At 72.0% G+C, this 15,550-nt stretch carries 15 protein-coding genes; 11 read left to right on the top strand and 4 right to left on the bottom strand.

Features of this window, described 5'->3' with window-relative positions:
- Positions 1-123: 123 nt before the first annotated feature.
- The 4 genes from ABD161_RS05605 to ABD161_RS05590 are packed head-to-tail and all read left to right on the top strand — an operon-like array spanning position 124 to position 3,733.
- Positions 124-1,182 (top strand): ABC transporter substrate-binding protein, encoded by a 1,059-nt coding sequence (locus ABD161_RS05605; protein WP_344000477.1) that lies wholly within the window; start codon positions 124-126, stop codon positions 1,180-1,182.
- A 37-nt stretch (positions 1,183-1,219) separates the two neighbouring features.
- Complete coding sequence (locus ABD161_RS05600) at positions 1,220-2,044, top strand: ABC transporter ATP-binding protein (protein WP_344000475.1); 825 nt, start codon at positions 1,220-1,222, stop codon at positions 2,042-2,044.
- Entirely contained in the window at positions 2,034-2,846 is an 813-nt protein-coding gene (locus ABD161_RS05595) for an ABC transporter permease (RefSeq protein WP_344000473.1), read from the top strand. The genes ABD161_RS05600 and ABD161_RS05595 overlap by 11 nt, the downstream gene beginning before the upstream one ends.
- A gap of 2 nt (positions 2,847-2,848) precedes the next feature.
- On the top strand, positions 2,849-3,733 hold the full coding sequence (locus ABD161_RS05590) for an ABC transporter permease (protein WP_344000471.1): 885 nt from the start codon (positions 2,849-2,851) through the stop codon (positions 3,731-3,733).
- Positions 3,734-3,770: 37 nt separating this feature from the next.
- On the opposite strand, the gene pucL is transcribed toward ABD161_RS05590, so the two are convergent.
- The 4 genes from pucL to ABD161_RS05570 are packed head-to-tail and all read right to left on the bottom strand — an operon-like array spanning position 3,771 to position 6,205.
- The gene (gene pucL, locus ABD161_RS05585; protein ID WP_344000469.1) at positions 3,771-4,703 is read right to left on the bottom strand and encodes a factor-independent urate hydroxylase; all 933 of its coding nucleotides are present in this window, start codon (positions 4,701-4,703) and stop codon (positions 3,771-3,773) included.
- Between the two features lies 1 nt (position 4,704).
- Positions 4,705-5,025 (bottom strand): hydroxyisourate hydrolase, encoded by a 321-nt coding sequence (gene uraH / locus ABD161_RS05580; RefSeq protein ID WP_135114009.1) that lies wholly within the window; start codon positions 5,023-5,025, stop codon positions 4,705-4,707.
- Positions 5,025-5,531: a 2-oxo-4-hydroxy-4-carboxy-5-ureidoimidazoline decarboxylase gene (gene uraD / locus ABD161_RS05575; protein WP_344000466.1), complete on the bottom strand. Its 507-nt coding sequence runs from the start codon at positions 5,529-5,531 to the stop codon at positions 5,025-5,027. Before uraD ends, uraH begins: the two co-directional genes overlap by 1 nt.
- Before the next feature lie 53 nt (positions 5,532-5,584).
- On the bottom strand, positions 5,585-6,205 hold the full coding sequence (locus ABD161_RS05570) for a helix-turn-helix domain-containing protein (RefSeq protein WP_344000464.1): 621 nt from the start codon (positions 6,203-6,205) through the stop codon (positions 5,585-5,587).
- 181 nt (positions 6,206-6,386) lie between these two features.
- Here ABD161_RS05570 and ABD161_RS05565 point away from each other — a divergent pair, with 181 nt between their 5' ends.
- The 7 genes from ABD161_RS05565 to ABD161_RS05535 are packed head-to-tail and all read left to right on the top strand — an operon-like array spanning position 6,387 to position 15,542.
- Positions 6,387-8,123 carry an NCS1 family nucleobase:cation symporter-1 gene (locus ABD161_RS05565; protein ID WP_344000462.1) on the top strand — a complete coding sequence of 579 codons (1,737 nt, stop codon included), beginning with the start codon at positions 6,387-6,389 and terminating at the stop codon, positions 8,121-8,123.
- 9 nt (positions 8,124-8,132) lie between these two features.
- The gene (locus ABD161_RS05560) at positions 8,133-8,897 is read left to right on the top strand and encodes an aspartate/glutamate racemase family protein (RefSeq protein WP_344000460.1); all 765 of its coding nucleotides are present in this window, start codon (positions 8,133-8,135) and stop codon (positions 8,895-8,897) included.
- A complete protein-coding gene (gene allB / locus ABD161_RS05555) occupies positions 8,894-10,237 on the top strand; it encodes an allantoinase AllB (protein WP_344000457.1) in 1,344 nt (447 codons plus the stop codon). The genes ABD161_RS05560 and allB overlap by 4 nt, the downstream gene beginning before the upstream one ends.
- Positions 10,234-11,388 (top strand): acetamidase/formamidase family protein, encoded by a 1,155-nt coding sequence (locus tag ABD161_RS05550; protein ID WP_344000455.1) that lies wholly within the window; start codon positions 10,234-10,236, stop codon positions 11,386-11,388. The genes allB and ABD161_RS05550 overlap by 4 nt, the downstream gene beginning before the upstream one ends.
- Positions 11,375-13,018 carry an AtzH-like domain-containing protein gene (locus ABD161_RS05545; protein ID WP_344000452.1) on the top strand — a complete coding sequence of 548 codons (1,644 nt, stop codon included), beginning with the start codon at positions 11,375-11,377 and terminating at the stop codon, positions 13,016-13,018. The genes ABD161_RS05550 and ABD161_RS05545 overlap by 14 nt, the downstream gene beginning before the upstream one ends.
- The gene (locus tag ABD161_RS05540; RefSeq protein WP_344000450.1) at positions 13,015-14,253 is read left to right on the top strand and encodes a pyridoxal-phosphate-dependent aminotransferase family protein; all 1,239 of its coding nucleotides are present in this window, start codon (positions 13,015-13,017) and stop codon (positions 14,251-14,253) included. Before ABD161_RS05545 ends, ABD161_RS05540 begins: the two co-directional genes overlap by 4 nt.
- Positions 14,250-15,542, top strand: a complete 1,293-nt coding sequence (locus ABD161_RS05535) for an allantoate amidohydrolase (RefSeq protein ID WP_344000448.1) — start codon at positions 14,250-14,252, stop codon at positions 15,540-15,542. The genes ABD161_RS05540 and ABD161_RS05535 overlap by 4 nt, the downstream gene beginning before the upstream one ends.
- The last annotated feature ends 8 nt before the right edge of the window (positions 15,543-15,550 follow it).

Below are 15,550 nucleotides of genomic sequence, written 5' to 3'. Positions count from 1 at the left end.
TTCGCCGCACCTACGGTGGAATGACCGACCGACTTCCCGCTGATCGTGCCTCCCGGCGCGAGACCCCCCGGTACCCGCCGGATGTCGGATCGCGCCCCATCCCCGCATGAGTGGAGTACCCGAATGATCCGCACCCCTTACATCCGTCGTGGCCTCGCAGCCGCCGGGCTCACCCTGACCGGCGCCATCGCGCTGTCGGCCTGCGCCGCAGGCGCAGCACCGGCCGCCGAGGGCGACACCGAGGACGCGGGCCACGGCTCGATCACCGTCCAGCAGAGCTGGATCAAGAACGAGGAGTTCGCCGGCGAGTTCTACGCCACCTCGAAGGGCTACTACGAGGAGGCCGGCTTCGACGAGGTCACGCTGCTCGAGGGCCCCTCGACCGGCGTCGCGGAGCTTATGGGCGGCACGGTCCAGGTGGCCCTGAACGACCCGCTCGCCGTCGGCGCCGCGGTCGCGAACGAGGGCGCCACGATCAAGATGATCGGTGCGACGTTCCAGAAGAACCCGTTCACCGTGCTGTCGCTCAAGGACGGCGCCGACATCGCCACTGTCGACGACCTCAAGGGCAAGAAGATCGGCGTGCAGGACTCGAACCGCGCGGCGTTCGACGCGTTCCTCGAGGCGAACGGCATCGGCCAGGACGAGCTCGAGATCGTCGCGGTGCAGTACGACCCGGCGCCGCTCACGAACGGCGAGGTCGACGGCTTCTACGCCTACCTGACCAACGAGGCCCTCACCGTCAAGCTCGCGGGCAACGAGATCACCAACCTGCCGCTCGCCGACAACGGCTTCCCGCTCGTCGCCGAGACGGTCTCGGTCACCGACCAGTACCTCGCCGAGAACCGCGAGCTGCTCAAGGACTTCCTCGTCGCCGAGATCAAGGGCTGGACCGACGTGCTCGCCGACCCCGAGCAGGCCGCCGAGGACGTCGTCGCCGACTTCGGCACCGACCTCGACCCCGTCAAGACCCTCGAGGCGATGAACGCCCAGGCCGAGCTGATCTCGACCCCCGACACCGAGGCGAACGGCCTGTTCACCGTCACCGAGGAGATGCAGCAGGCGACGGTCGACAGCCTCGCCGGGGCCGGCATCGACGTCGCGGTCGAGGACATCTTCGACCTGAGCCTCCTCGACGAGGTCTACGCGGAGAACCCCGAGCTCGTCGACTACGCCGGCTGACCCCGGGCCTTCGCCAGAACCAACGGAGATCCACACCGTGACCCACACGGAGACCGCGACCGGTGCCCAGGACGTCCTGGGCACCGGTCTGCACATCAGCGGACTGAACAAGACCTTCCGGCAGGGGCGTCGCGACGTCGTCGCCCTGCAGGATGCGAACCTCCACACCGAGCAGGGAACGTTCCTGTCGCTTCTCGGGCCGTCCGGCTGCGGCAAGTCGACGATCCTGCGCATCCTCGCCGGGCTCGAGGATCCGACGAGCGGCACCACGCGCGTCGACGGCAAGTCGCCAAAGGAGCTGCGCGCGTCGAACAGTCTCGGCATCGCGTTCCAGGACTCGGCGCTGCTTCCGTGGCGCAGCGTGCAGGCGAACATCCAGCTGCCCTTCGAGGTGGCGGGAAAGCCCGTCGACCGCGACTACGTCGCCGAGCTCATCGCCCTCGTGGGCCTCACGGGCTTCGAGAAGGCGAAGCCGGCGCAGCTGTCCGGCGGCATGCGCCAGCGCGTCTCGATCGCGCGCTCGCTCGTGATGAAGCCCGAGGTGCTGCTGTTCGACGAGCCGTTCGGCGCGCTCGACGACATGACGCGCCAGCGCCTCAACCTCGAGCTGCTGCGCATCTGGACCGAGAAGCCGGCGACCACGCTGCTCGTCACGCACGGCATCTCCGAGGCGATCTTCCTGAGCGACAAGGTCGCCGTGATGACGCCTCGGCCGGGCCGGATCAAGGAGGTCATGGACATCGACCTGCCGCGTCCCCGCATGCCCGAGATGATGCGGACCCCCGAATTCCACGCGTACGTGGACCACGCATCCGACCTGCTGTTCGGCGCGCCCGCCGCCGCGTACGCCGATGAGCACTGACGCGCGACCCGCGCGCCGCCCCGTCCCCGCGTGGGCGTGGGGCGTCGTGGGTGTGGCCGGCATCGTCGCGCTGTGGTGGGTGCTGGCGGCAACGGTGCTGTCGTGCCTCGGCCCGAACTGCGCGCAGCCGATCCCGACGCCCGCGCAGGTGCTCGCCGAGACCGTGCAGCGTGGCTGGTCGTTCTTTGCGCCGCAGTTCGGCGTGACGCTCGCCGAGGCGGGCCTCGGCTACCTGTGGGGAAACGGGCTCGCGCTGGTGTTCGCCGCGCTCGTGCTCGTCGTGCCGCAGGTCGAGGGCCTCGTCATGCAGCTCGCCACCATCACCTACTGCCTGCCGATCGTGGCGATCGGGATGGTGCTGATCGTGATGCTGCCGATCCCGCAGGCAGGGCGCCCGTCGCTCACGTCGGTGATCCTCGCCGCCCTGAGTGTGTTCTTCACCACGGTCGTGGGTTCGCTGCTGGGGCTCAAGGCCGCCGACCGCAGCGCGCTCGACGTCGTGACCGTCTACGGCGGATCCCGCTTCACGCAGCTGCGGAAGGTGCGACTGATCGCGGCGCTGCCGGCCATCCTCAACGCCCTGCAGATCGCGGTGCCCGCCGCGTTCCTCGGCGCCGTGCTGGGGGAGTTCTTCGGCAAGGTGCAGGCAGGTGTCGGGCGGGCGATGATGATCGCCCAGGTCGACTTCAACCCGCCGCTCGTGTGGGCGCTCGCGATCCTCTCGGGGCTCGTCGCGCTCGTCGGCTACTGGATCGTCGGGCTCGTCGCGCGCGCAGCCGCACCCTGGTCGAAGGGGGCATGAGGATGACCGCCCTCTCGTCATACAGCCCGCCACCCGAGGCTCAGTCCGTCGAAGCCGCGACCAGTACCTCGCTCCGCCGCGAGGTCGCCACCTCCACCGCCCGCGTGCTCGGGCGGGGCCTGCTGATGTTCGCCGTGACGCTCGTTGTGGTGACCGTGCTGTGGCAGGTGCTGCTGTGGGCCTTCGGCGTCAACGCCTACGTCGGCAAGGGACCCGCCGACATCTGGGCGTTCCTCGTCACGGCTCCCGCGGCGCCCGAGAACCGGGATCTGCTCCTCGGCCGCCTCTGGGTGACCCTCGGCCACGCGTTCATCGGCTTCGCGGCGGGACTCGTCGTCGCGCTCGCCGCGGCGATCCTGTTCCAGCTGAACCGCGGTGTCGAGCACGCGCTCATGCCGCTCGCGATGCTGCTGCGCTCGGTGCCGCTCGTCGCGATGGCGCCCGTCATCACGCTCGTCTTCGGCCGCGACCTCTGGACCGTCGCAGTGATCGGCGGCATCGTCGTGCTCTTCCCGGCGCTCGTGAACATCGTGTTCGGACTGCGCTCGGCCTCGCCGCAGATGACCGACGTGGTGCACGTCTACGGCGGATCCGCGTTCACCGCGCTGCGCAAGGTGGCGCTGCCGTCGTCGCTTCCGGCGTTCTTCGCGGCGGTCCGGATCTCCGTTCCCGGTGCGATCACGGGCGCGCTGCTGGCCGAATGGCTCGCGACGAGCGACGGCATCGGCGGCGGCATCGGTCCGGCGATCTCGCAGTCGAAGTTCCCCGAGGTGTGGGCGTCGGTTGTGCTCGTGACGGCGGCGGCGCTCATCCTGTACAACCTCATGCAGGTCATCGAGGACGTGGCGCTGACGCGCATGGGGATGCACCCGCTCAAGAACGTCTGACGCCCCGCCGCCCCGGCCTGCCCGGGGCGGCGAACCGTCAGATGAAGCTCGGGACGTCGCGCCAGGCGTCGGGCGCGTCCGCCACGCCGTCGCGCACGACGGTTCCCTCGATCAGCCCGTAGGGACGATCGTCGGCGATGAACACCTCGTTCGCGTTGTCGAGCCCGAAGCGGCCGATGTCGTACACGAAGTGGTGCTTGTTGGGCATCGCGAAGCGGATCTCCGCCAGCTCCGGGCGGGCGGCGATCGCGGCGCGGCCCATCTCGTACAGCGTCTGCTGCAGCGCGAGCGAGTGCACGACGGCGAACTGCTCCAGCAGCACCGCGACCACCTCGTTGTGCAGCGCGTTGTAGTCGATGCCCGCCGCGACCGCGTCGGGCAGGTAGCGCCAGCGCGCGGTCACGGACGTCGCCATGATCCGGTCGGTCGTCTCGGGCAGCGTTGTGTACTCGGTCTTCGGGTAGCCCCAGAACTCGGATCCGGTCGACTTCAGCACCGTGAGATCCTTCACGCCGCCCATCACGTGTGTCGCGCCGTCGAGGACCTGCACGGCGGCGAGGCGTGTTCCCTGCCCCGTGCGGACGAACGAGTGGTCGTGCTCGGCGCCGCCCGCGACGATCCGCTCCCAGGTGTACTGCTCGGCCTGCCACAGGCCGCCCTCGATCCAGTCGAACTCGCCGGTGAAGTGCTCGGCGAGGATCTGGAGGAACCGCTCGGGCGACCCGATGCCGTGCTTCTTGGCGAACGCGAAGATCGTGTTCTTCTGGGTGTCGGTCGCGACGATCCGCGAGTTGTCCCCCGTGAGGAACGAGCCGGCGAGGGCGGCACCGCGCAGCTGCGACGTGACGTTCAGATCTTCGATCTCGTGCCGGGCCCCGTCGCGCGCGATGCGCACGAGCCGGTTCTCGGCCTTGCCGTATTTGTTCGGGCCCAGGTGGACGGAGACTTCGGCGGCGGGGACGTAGGTCACGTCAGCTCCCTCGGTAGGTGGAATAGGCGAACGGGCTCAGCAGGATGGGCACGTGCAGGTGCCGCTCGTCGGTCACGGCGAAGGTCACCGTGACGAAGGGGTAGAAGGTCTCGACCGCGCGCGCCGCGAAGTGCGCGGCGGTCTCGAAGCGCAGCGTGTAGTCACCGGGAGCAAGCCGGTCGGGGCCGAGGCCCGCCCGCCCGTCCGCGTCGGTCGCGCCCGTGGCGACCGGGGTGCCGTCGGCGGCGGTGAGGGTCAGGGCGACGCCCGCGGCGGGCGTTCCGGTCGCGGCGTCGAGCACGTGCGTGGTCAGGTGCGGCATCAGGCCTCCCCATCGTCGAACGCGGCGCGCAGCCGCAGCAGCGCGATCTCGGCCAGCTGCCCCGCGGCCTCGCGCGCCTCGGCGTCGGGGTCGTTCGCGAGGCGCCGCTCGAGCTCGGCGAGCATCTCGTCCGGCGTGCGACCCGCCGCGCGGATCAGGAACACGCGCCCGAAGCGCCGCTCGTACTCCGCGTTGCCGGCCGCGATCCGCGCCGCGATCGTCTCGTCGGCGTCGGCCATGGCGGCCTGTTCGCGGCGGGAGTGGTCGCCGTCGGCCCCGGCCGCGGTGGGGCGTTCGCCGATGCGCGGGTGGTGCGCGAGCGCGGCGTCGAGGTCGTCGCTCGTCCACCCGGCCGCCAGCTGCTGGGCCCGCGCCGCGAGCGCGTCGATCGACGCGTAGGGGCGTTCCGCGACCAGCGTGGTGACCCAGCCCGGCACATCCGCCCACACGCGCACGACCGACGCGGCCTCGTGGGTCGGCAGGGCATGGAAGTCGTCGAGCAGCACGGGGTCAGGCTAGCGCGCGGCGTGTTTCGCGATCGTTTCGCGCCGGGCTCGGGTCAGCGGGCCGGGTGGACGATGAGCCAGCGGGCGACGGCGGGCTCGGTGCCGGTGTTGTGCAGGCGGTGCGGCACGTCGCACGGGTAGCTGATCGTGTCGCCCGCGCGCATCACCACGATCTCGTGCGTGAAGTCGATCGTGAGCTCGCCCGAGAGCACCTCGCCGATCTCGTACCCCTCGTGGCGGAAGAGCCGGTCCTTTCCCGTGGCGGTGCTTCCCGGCGGGTAGGTCGACTCGAAGTAGTCGATGCCGGGGCTGTCGCCCGGGGACAGGCGGCGGAACGTCACGCCCCCGCCGAGCGGCAGCGGCGCGGCGTCTGCGGCGCGCGAGAGCGTGTAGCCGGCCGGCTCGGCGCCATCCGCCGCCGGCTGGTCTCCGCCCGGGCCGAACACGGTGGCGAGCGGAACTCCCAGCGCATCGGTCATGGCGATCAGGCGCGACACGGACGGCTGCATCACGCCGCGTTCGATCTGCGAGACGGCGCTCGTCGAGATCCCGAGCCGCCGCGCAAGCTCCGATACCGAGACCCCGGCCCGCGCGCGCACCTCGCGCAGGCGCCGTCCGACGTGGCCCCGATCGGCGTCGGCGTCCGCGTCGGTCCCTGTGGCGGTGTCGGTCACGCGGCCATGCTAACCGGCGCGGATGCCGGGCCTCCCGGCACGATTTACGCGCTCGAAACACGTCTGACACGGGTGCGGTGAGTGTGAAGCGATAACTTCACACCACGATCCGCCGTCCGGAGAGAGCGCCACGCTCCGGAGCTTCCGCCTCGAGACCGTCCCCCACTCGAAAGGCTCCACCGTGACTCAGAGCAGCATCCCCCTGGACGCCGCCACACCGGCGCCCCTGGCCAAGCCGCAGGACGTCGTCGAGGCCGCGGGCCATCCCGTCGGCTCCGGCAACATGCGGCCCGGCTACGACCACCGCCTCGCCAACGAGGACCTCGCGCCGCTGCGCAAGCAGAAGTGGTCGTCGTACAACATCTTCGCGTTCTGGATGAGCGACGTTCACTCGGTCGGCGGGTACGTGACCGCCGGATCCCTGTTCGCCCTCGGCATCGCCAGCTGGCAGGTGCTGATCGCGCTGATCGTCGGCATCCTGATCGTGCAGGTCTTCACCAACCTCGTCGCCAAGCCGAGCCAGCGGACGGGCGTTCCCTACCCGGTCGTGAACCGGTTCCTGTTCGGCATCAAGGGCGCCAACGTCCCCGCGATCATCCGCGGAATCATCGCGATCGCCTGGTACGGCGTGCAGACGTTCCTCGCCGCGGAATCGCTGAACATCATCTTCCTCAAGTTCATCCCGGGCAGCGCGGCGCTGCTCGAGCCGAGCTTCCTGGGGCTGAACGCGCTCGGCTGGATCTCGTACGCGATCCTGTGGGTCGCGCAGGCCGCCGTGTTCTGGAACGGGATGGAGGCGATCCGCCGGTTCATCGACTGGGCGGGGCCCGCCGTCTACGTCGTGATGATCGTGCTCGCGATCTACCTCGTCTCGCAGGCCGGATGGGAGAACATCAGCCTCGACCTGTCCAGCGGCGAGCCGCTCGACTTCTGGGCCTCGATCCCGGTCATGCTCACGGCCATCGCGATCGTTGTGTCGTACTTCTCGGGTCCGATGCTGAACTTCGGCGACTTCGCCCGGTACGGGAAGTCGTTCCAGGCCGTCAAGCGCGGCAACTTCTGGGGCCTGCCGATCAACTTCCTGTTCTTCTCGATCCTGACCGTCATCACGGCGTCGGCGACCGTCCCGGTGTTCGGCGAGCTGATCACCGACCCGATCCACACTGTGGAGCGGATCGACCACTGGTTCGCGATCCTGCTGGGCGGCCTCACGTTCGTGACCGCGACGGTCGGCATCAACATCGTGGCCAACTTCATCTCGCCCGCGTTCGACTTCTCGAACGTCGCGCCTCACCGCATCAGCTGGCGGATGGGCGGGATGATCGCCGCCGTCGGATCCGTGATCCTGACGCCGTGGAACTGGTACGGAAACGACCAGGCGATCCACTACTCGCTCGGCATCCTGGCCGCGCTCATCGGGCCGCTGTTCGGCATCCTGATCGCCGGCTACTACGTGATCGCGCGGCAGCGCATCCACGTTGACGACATGTACACGATGGACGAGGGAGCGCGGTACTGGTACCGCCGCGGCTACAACCCCAACGCGATGTGGGCGCTGCTCGCGGCCGGCGTGCCGACGATCGCGGTCGCGATCATCCCGAAGTCGCTTGTGTTCGCGGGCGTGCTCGACGCGGGCTGGGGGACCATCAGCGACTTCAGCTGGTTCGTCGGCTGCGGGCTCGGCTTTGTGTTCCTCGTGCTGTTCGAGCGCCTTCACCCGCGGGTGCCGACGCTCGAGGGCGAGACCGCGGGAGTGTCGGACGGCACCGTGCCTTCGGTGTTCGGGCCCGACGTGCGGGAGGGCTACCCCGACACCGCGACCGCCGCGGTGGCGATCGTCGAGGCGGAGGCCGCCCTGCGGTCGGCACCCGCCGAGGACGAGACCGAGCAGCCGGCGGCCGCCGGCGCCAAGGAGTGACACGGAGCGATGCGCATCACCCTGATCAACCCCAACACCTCCCGGGCGATGACCGACAAGATCGGTCACGCCGCCCGGGAGGTGGCGGGCCCCGGCGTCGAGATCGTCGCGGTCTGCCCCGCTCCCGGAGCCGGCCCCGCGGCCGTCGAGAGCCACGTCGACGAGATCGCCGCCGGAGCGGCAGTGATCGACGCGGTGCGCGCCGATCTCGCGGCAGGCGGAAGCGACGGCTACGTGATCGGCTGCTTCGGCGATCCCGGCCTCGACGCCGCCCGCGAGCTCGTCGACGTGCCCGTGGTGGGCATCGCCGAGGCCGCCATGCACGTGGCGGCGATGACGGGGCGGTCGTTCGCGATCGTCACGACGCTGTCGCGCACGCTGGGCCGGGCGCAGGATCTGCTTGCGCGCTACGAGTTCGAGCGCGCCTGCGTCGCGGCGTACGGCACCGGGATCCCTGTGCTCGAGCTCGAGGACACCGGATCCGAAGCCTTCGAGGACATCCTGGGGTGGTGCGAGCGCGCCGTGCGCGAGGACGGCGCCGACGCGATCGTGCTCGGCTGCGCGGGCATGGCCGACCTGTGCCACCGGCTGCAGGAGCGGCTCGGTGTGCCCGTGATCGACGGCGTCGCCGCGGCGACCGGGCTGGTCGCCGCGATGGTGCGCATGCGCGTGGGCACGAGCAAGCGCGACGAGTACGCGCCGCCGCCCGTGCGGCCGGCGGAGGTGGCCGCCGGTGAGGCGGCGACGGCGCGCGTCGCTAGCGTGGGGGCATGACCCCCTCATCCGCCGCTGCGCCCGGCTCGATCGCCGCGCAGCGCGTGCTCCTCGAAGGCGCCTTCGCGCCCGCGACCGTCCGGATCGCCGACGGACGGATCGCCTCGGTCGATCCGTTCGACGACACCGCCGACGTCGTGCTCGACGACGGGCTCGTGCTGCTGCCGGGGCTCGTCGACTCGCACGTGCACCTCAACGAGCCCGGCCGCACCGACTGGGAGGGCTTCGCCACCGGCACCGCCGCGGCCGCGGCGGCGGGCATCACGACGGTCGTCGAGATGCCGCTGAACAGCGTGCCGGTCACGACGGATCCGGAGGCGCTCGCAGTCAAGCGCGACGCCGCCCGCGGCAAGCTCGCGGTCGACGTCGCATACTGGGGCGGCGCGGTGCCGGAGAACCTCGGATCGCTCGGTGCTCTGCTCGACGCCGGGGTCGTGGGCGTGAAGTGCTTTATGGCCCCCAGCGGCATCGACGAGTTCGGGCACCTCGACGCCGGCCAGATCGAGGCCGCGCTCACTGAGCTGCGCGCGTATGGCGACGGCCTGCTGATCGCGCACGCCGAGCTCGAGGAGCACCTGCACGAGGCATCCGGGCCCGTGTTCCGCGACTTCGTCGCCTCCCGCCCGCCCGAGGGCGAGGTCGCCGCCATCCGCATCGTGATCGAGGCGGCCCGGCGCACGGGCGCCCGCGCGCACATCGTGCACGTCTCGGCCGCGGCCGCGCTCGACGACGTGCGCGCCGCGAAGGCCGACGGCGTGCGGATCACCGTGGAGACATGCCCGCACTACCTCGCGCTCACGGCGGAGGACGTGCCTGACGGAACCGGCACGTTCAAGTGCTGCCCGCCGATCCGCGACGCCGCGAACCGCGACCTGCTCTGGGAGGGCGTGCTCGACGGCACGATCGACGCGATCGTGAGCGACCACTCGCCCGCCACGGCCGACCTCAAGCTGCGGCCCGACCTCGGCGAGGCGTGGGGCGGGATCTCGGGCGTGCAGACGGGGCTCACCGCGGTCTGGACCGAGGCGCGCCGACGGGGGATCCCGCTCGAGCGCATCCTGCCGCTGTTCACGACCGGGCCGGCCGATCTCGTGCGGCTCGGCGGCCGGGGCCGGATCGCGCCGGGCGCGCCCGCGCACCTGGCCGCGTTCGATCCCGAGCGGGAGCACACGGTCGACGCCGCGCGGCTGGAGTACCGCAACAAGCTGTCGCCGTGGCACGGCGCGACCCTGCGCGGCGTCGTGACCGAGACGTACCTCCACGGCCGCGTCGTCTATCGCGACGGCGAGGGAGTGCTCGCCCGCGAGGGGCGCGACGTGCTCGCGGGCGGTGCGGCATGACCCCCGCGCCGGGATCGAACGTGTTCGGCCGCGGATCGGACGTGCCCGCGTTCGCCGACCTGCCGATCCTGCAGCCGGGGGAGCGCGTGCCGGATGGCGCGACGTACCTCCCCGCGGGGCCCGGGACCATCCTGTGGGGGCGCCTTCCCTGCGCGACGGACGCGCCCGTGCTGACGATCCGATCCGGCGACTCGGTCGTGATCGACACGGTCAGCCACGAGGGCCTGCTTCCCGACCAGGGGCAGGATCCGGCCGCGTTCTTCGCCGGGCACGGGGTGGCGGAGGGTGCGGTGCTGCGCGACGCGATGGCGATCGCCGCGGAGTCGCCGCGCGATGCCGCCGCCGACGGCCCGCACGTCGTGACGGGGCCGATCCGCGTCGAGGGCGCACGCCCCGGCGACCTGCTGCGCATCACGGTGCTGCGGCTCGAGCCGCGCGTTCCCTACGGCGTGATCTCCAACCGGCACGGCCGCGGCGCCGTTCCCGGCGAGCTGCCGCGGTCGGGCGCGACGGTCAGCGTGTTCGCGCCGGTCGAGCGCCGCGACGGGCGCCTCGTCGGTGCCCTGCCGCGGGTCGAGGGCGGGCCGCGCGACGTGACCTTCCCGCTCGCGCCGTTCCTCGGCACGATGGGCGTCGCGCCGGCGACGGGCGAGCGGCCCCACTCCGTGCCGCCGGGCGACTACGGCGGCAACATCGACATCAAGCTGCTCGTGGAGGGCACCCAGCTGCACCTTCCCGTGCAGGTCGACGGCGCGCTCGCCTACGTGGGCGACCCGCACTTCGCGCAGGGCGACGGCGAGGTGGCGCTCACGGCGCTCGAGGCATCGCTGCGCGCCACGCTGCGGTTCGACGTGGTGCCCCGCGCGGAGGCGCTCGCCGCGTTCGGCGAGGTCGCCGGGCCCCTCGTGCGCACCCCCGAGTACCTCGTTCCGACGGGCCTCGACGCCGACCTCGGCGAGGCGATGCGCAAGGCGGTGCGCGCCGCGATCGCGCTGATCCAGGCCCGGTGGGGGATGGACGAGCACCTCGCGTACGCCTATCTGTCCGCCGCGACCGACTTCGACATCTCGCAGGTCGTGGACATCGTGTCGGGCGTTCACGCGCGCATCCGGCTGTCCGATTTCGAGGAGGCGCCGGATGACCGAGACTGAGCCCGTGGAAGACACTGAGCGCGTGGAAGACACCGAGCACGTGGACGGCATTGCGATTCCCGGGGCCGAGACCGTGCCCGCCGACCTGCTCGCCGCCTTCCTCGCCTACGAGCGCGCGATCCTGGCGAACGACCTCGACGCGCTGGATGCGTTCTTCGCGCCGGGTGAGGGCACGATGCGCGGCGACGACGCGGGCCTGCTCGTCGGCCACGACGCGATCAGCGCCTTCCGGTCGCTGCGCGGCGGCGTCTCGGGCCGCGACATCGAGCGGATCGAGCACCGCGCGCTCGCCGACGACGTCGCGCTGATCACCTCGGTCTCCCGCTTCCACGCCGGTGGCCGTGGGCTGCAGACCCAGGTGTGGACCCGCACAGCGGAGGGCTGGCGGATCACCGCTGCGCACGTCTCGCCGCGCCCGCGGGCGTTCGATCGCGCGATCTGGCGCACGGTGGGCGATCCGCTGTTCCAGGGGGCGTGGGAGGGCCCGCTCACCGGGCTCACGGTCGCGGTGAAGGACCTGTTCGCGATCAAGGGCTACCGCATCGGCGCGGGGAACCCCGCGTACCTGGAGTCGGTCAAGCCCGAGACGAGCATGGCCGCGGCGGTCGCCGACCTGCTGCGCGGCGGAGCGTCGCTGCGCGGCATCGCCCGCACGGACGAGTTCGCGTACTCGGTCGCGGGCGACAACGCGCACTACGGCACCCCGCCCAACGGCGCCGTTCCCGGCGCACTGCCGGGCGGATCCTCGAGCGGCCCCGCGTCAGCCGTATCGACCGGGCACGCGGACATCGGGCTCGCGACCGATACGGCCGGATCCGTCCGCGTGCCGGCGTCGTACCAGGGGCTGTGGGGCCTGCGCACCACGCACGGCCTCGTGCCCCGGCAAGGCCTGCTGCCGCTCGCGCAGTCGTTCGACACCGTCGGCTGGCTCACGCGCGACGGCGCGACGCTGCAGCGGGTCGCGGACTGGTGCCTCAGCTACGACGGATCCGCATCGACCGAGAACGTCTACGGCGAATCGAGCGACGAGCTTCCGCGCCGACTGGTGGTGCCCGCCGAGGCGCTCGAGATCGTCGAGCCCGACACCCGCGCGGCATTCGAGGCGCTGCTCGAGCGGCTCGAGCTGCCGGTCGAGCGGATCGGGATCGGCGCGCTCGCCGCGTACCAGGAGCCGTTCCGCATCGTGCAGGGCGCCGAGGCCTGGCGCAACAACGGCGAGTGGCTGCGCGCGCACCCGGGATCCGTGGGGCCTGCCGTCGCCGAGCGCTTCCGCGCCGCGGCGGCGATCACGCCCGACCAGGAGCGCGACGCCCGCGCGGCCCTCGAGCCGCTGAAGGAGCGGATCGAGGGTGTTGTGGCCGACGCCGTGCTCATCCTGCCGACCGTTCCGGGCCCCGCCCCGATGCGCACGGCCGACGGCGCCCGCGTGGACGCCGTGCGCACCGCGACGCTGCGCCTCACGACGCCCGTCGCCGTCGCCGGCATCCCGGCCGTGTCGGCCCCGCTGCTCACCATCCCGTCGCGCCTCGGGCCCGCGCCCGTCGGCGTGTGCCTCGCCTCGCGCGCGGGCACCGACATCGCGCTCGTCCGCCTCGCGCGGCAGCTCGCATCCACCCTGGAGATCGCATGAACATCGCCCCGCTCGACCCGCCCGCCCGGCTGCTGATGGGGCCCGGCCCGATCTCGGCCTACCCGAGCGTGCTGCGCGCGATGTCGTCGCCGCTGATCGGCCAGTACGACCCGTTCATGACCGCCACGATGACCGAGACGCAGGAGCTGTACCGCCAGGTGTGGGCGACCCGCAACGACGCGACGCTGCTGATCGACGGCACCGCGCGGGCGGGCATCGAGGCAGCGATCGTGTCGCTCGTGAAGCCGGGCGACCGCGTGCTTGTGCCCGTCTTCGGCCGCTTCGGCCACCTGCTCGCCGAGATCGCCGAGCGCGCGCTCGCCGAGGTGCACACGATCGAGGTCGAGTGGGGCCAGGTGGTGCCGCTGTCGGCGATCGAGGAGGCGATCGTGCGCGTCAAGCCGCACCTGCTCGCGCTTGTGCAGGGCGACACGTCGACGACGATGAACCAGCCGCTCGACGAGGTCGGCGAGCTGTGTGCGAAGCACGGCGTGCTGTTCTACACGGACGCGACGGCGTCGCTCGGCGGCAACGAGTTCGACGCCGACGCGTGGGGCGTCGACGCCGCCACCGCCGGACTGCAGAAGTGCCTCGGTGGGCCCAGCGGGTCCGCCCCCATCACGCTGTCGGATCGCGCGGTCGAGGTGATCCGGTCCCGGAAGCGGATCGAGGCGGGGATCCGCGAGGAGGGCGACGAGAACTCGGCTGACTTCATCCGGTCGAACTACTTCGATCTCGGCATGATCCTCGACTACTGGGGCCCGCGCCGCCTGAACCACCACACCGAGGCGACGTCGATGCTCTACGCGGCCCGCGAGTGCGCGCGCGTGATGCTGACGGAGGGGCGCTCCGCCGTGATCGACCGGCACCGCGTCGCGGGTGCCGCCATGCTCGCCGGGGTCGAGGGGCTGGGGCTCACGGTGTTCGGCGACGTCGCGCACAAGATGAACAACGTCGTCGCGGTCGAGATCCCCGAGGGGCTGCCCGGCGACGAGGCGCGCGGGGCGCTGCTGGAGGACTTCGGCATCGAGATCGGCACCTCGTTCGGCCCGCTTCACGGCCGCGTCTGGCGCATCGGCACCATGGGCGCCAACGCGCGCAAGGACACGGTGCTCACCACGCTCGCGGCCCTCGAGGCCGTGCTGCGCCGCTACGGCGTCTCCGTGCCGGCGGGCGGTGGCGTCGAGGCCGCCGCCGACGTGTTCGCGGCGTCGTCCGTGCGGGAGGCCATGTGACGCGGCTGCGCGAGCTCGCGCCCGACGTCGTCGCGGCCGCCGCACGGCGCGTCATGGCCCGCTGCGACGAGCTCGCCCGGGTGAGCGCCGACGAGGGAGCCATCACGCGCGTGTACCTGTCGCCCGAGCACGCGCGCGTGAACCGCCTCGCGGCCGAGTGGATGCGCGAGGCCGGCATGACCGCCCGGCAGGATGCCGCGGGAAACCAGCTCGGGCTGCTTCCCGCCGCGGATCCGGATGCGCCCGTGCTGATGCTCGGATCGCACCTCGACACCGTGATCGACGCCGGACGGTTCGACGGGATCGTGGGTGTGCTGATGGCGATCGAGGTCGTCCGCCTGCTCCGCGTCGAGGGCGAGGACGGCCGATCCCGTTCGCCGTTCCCGTTCGGCATCGAGGTCGCGGCGTTCAGCGACGAGGAGGGAACCCGCTTCGGCAAGGCGCTGCTCGGATCCTCGGCCGTCGCCGGCACATGGGACGATGCGTGGTGGGACCTGACCGACGCCGACGGCACGAGCCTGCGCGAGGCATTCCGCGAGTTCGGTCTCGACCCCGGCCGCATCGGCGAGGCCGCGCGGCGGCCGGGAGAGCTCGTCGGGTACCTCGAGGCGCACATCGAGCAGGGGCCCGAGCTTCACCGCCGCGACGAATCGCTCGCCGTTGTGTCGTCGATCGCGAGTGCCCGCCGGTTCCAGCTCGTCGTGGAGGGCGAGGCCCGGCACGCGGGCGGCACACCGTACGACATGCGCCGCGACGCGCTGCTCGGTGCGAGCGAGGCCGCGCTGGCGGTGGAGCGGATCTGCCGCGGCGAGCACCACATCATCGGCACGGTCGGCCAGCTCGAGGCGTTCCCCGGAGCGGTGAACGTCGTGCCCGGCGAGGCGCGGTTCAGCCTGGACCTGCGCGGCGAGTTCGACGAGCGGCGGGATAGGGCCTGGGGTGCCATCGAGCGCGAGCTCGACGAGATCATGGGCCGGCGCGGCCTGCGCTGGCACGCCCGGGAGGTGCACAGCGCGCCCGCCGTGTTCTGCGCGCCGCTGCTGCAGGACGTCGTGCGCGAGGGCATCGTCGCCGGCACGGGTGCCGCCGAGCCGGCCACGCTGTTCAGCCCCGCGGGCCACGACGGCATGTCACTCGGCGCCGTCGCGCCCGTGGGGATGCTGTTCCTGCGCAACCCGGACGGCATCAGCCATCACCCGGACGAGGCGGTGTCCTCCGCGGACGTGGCCCTCGGGCTCCGCGCCCTCGCCGAGGCGGTCGCCCACCTCGGGGCCGAGCCCGTGGCGTAGGGTCGCGG

This window comes from Microbacterium paludicola (assembly GCF_039529675.1).
GTDB lineage: Bacteria > Actinomycetota > Actinomycetes > Actinomycetales > Microbacteriaceae > Microbacterium > Microbacterium paludicola.
The sequence above is the reverse complement of the archived record's forward strand: the minus strand, read 5'-3'. Positions and strand labels throughout refer to the sequence as shown.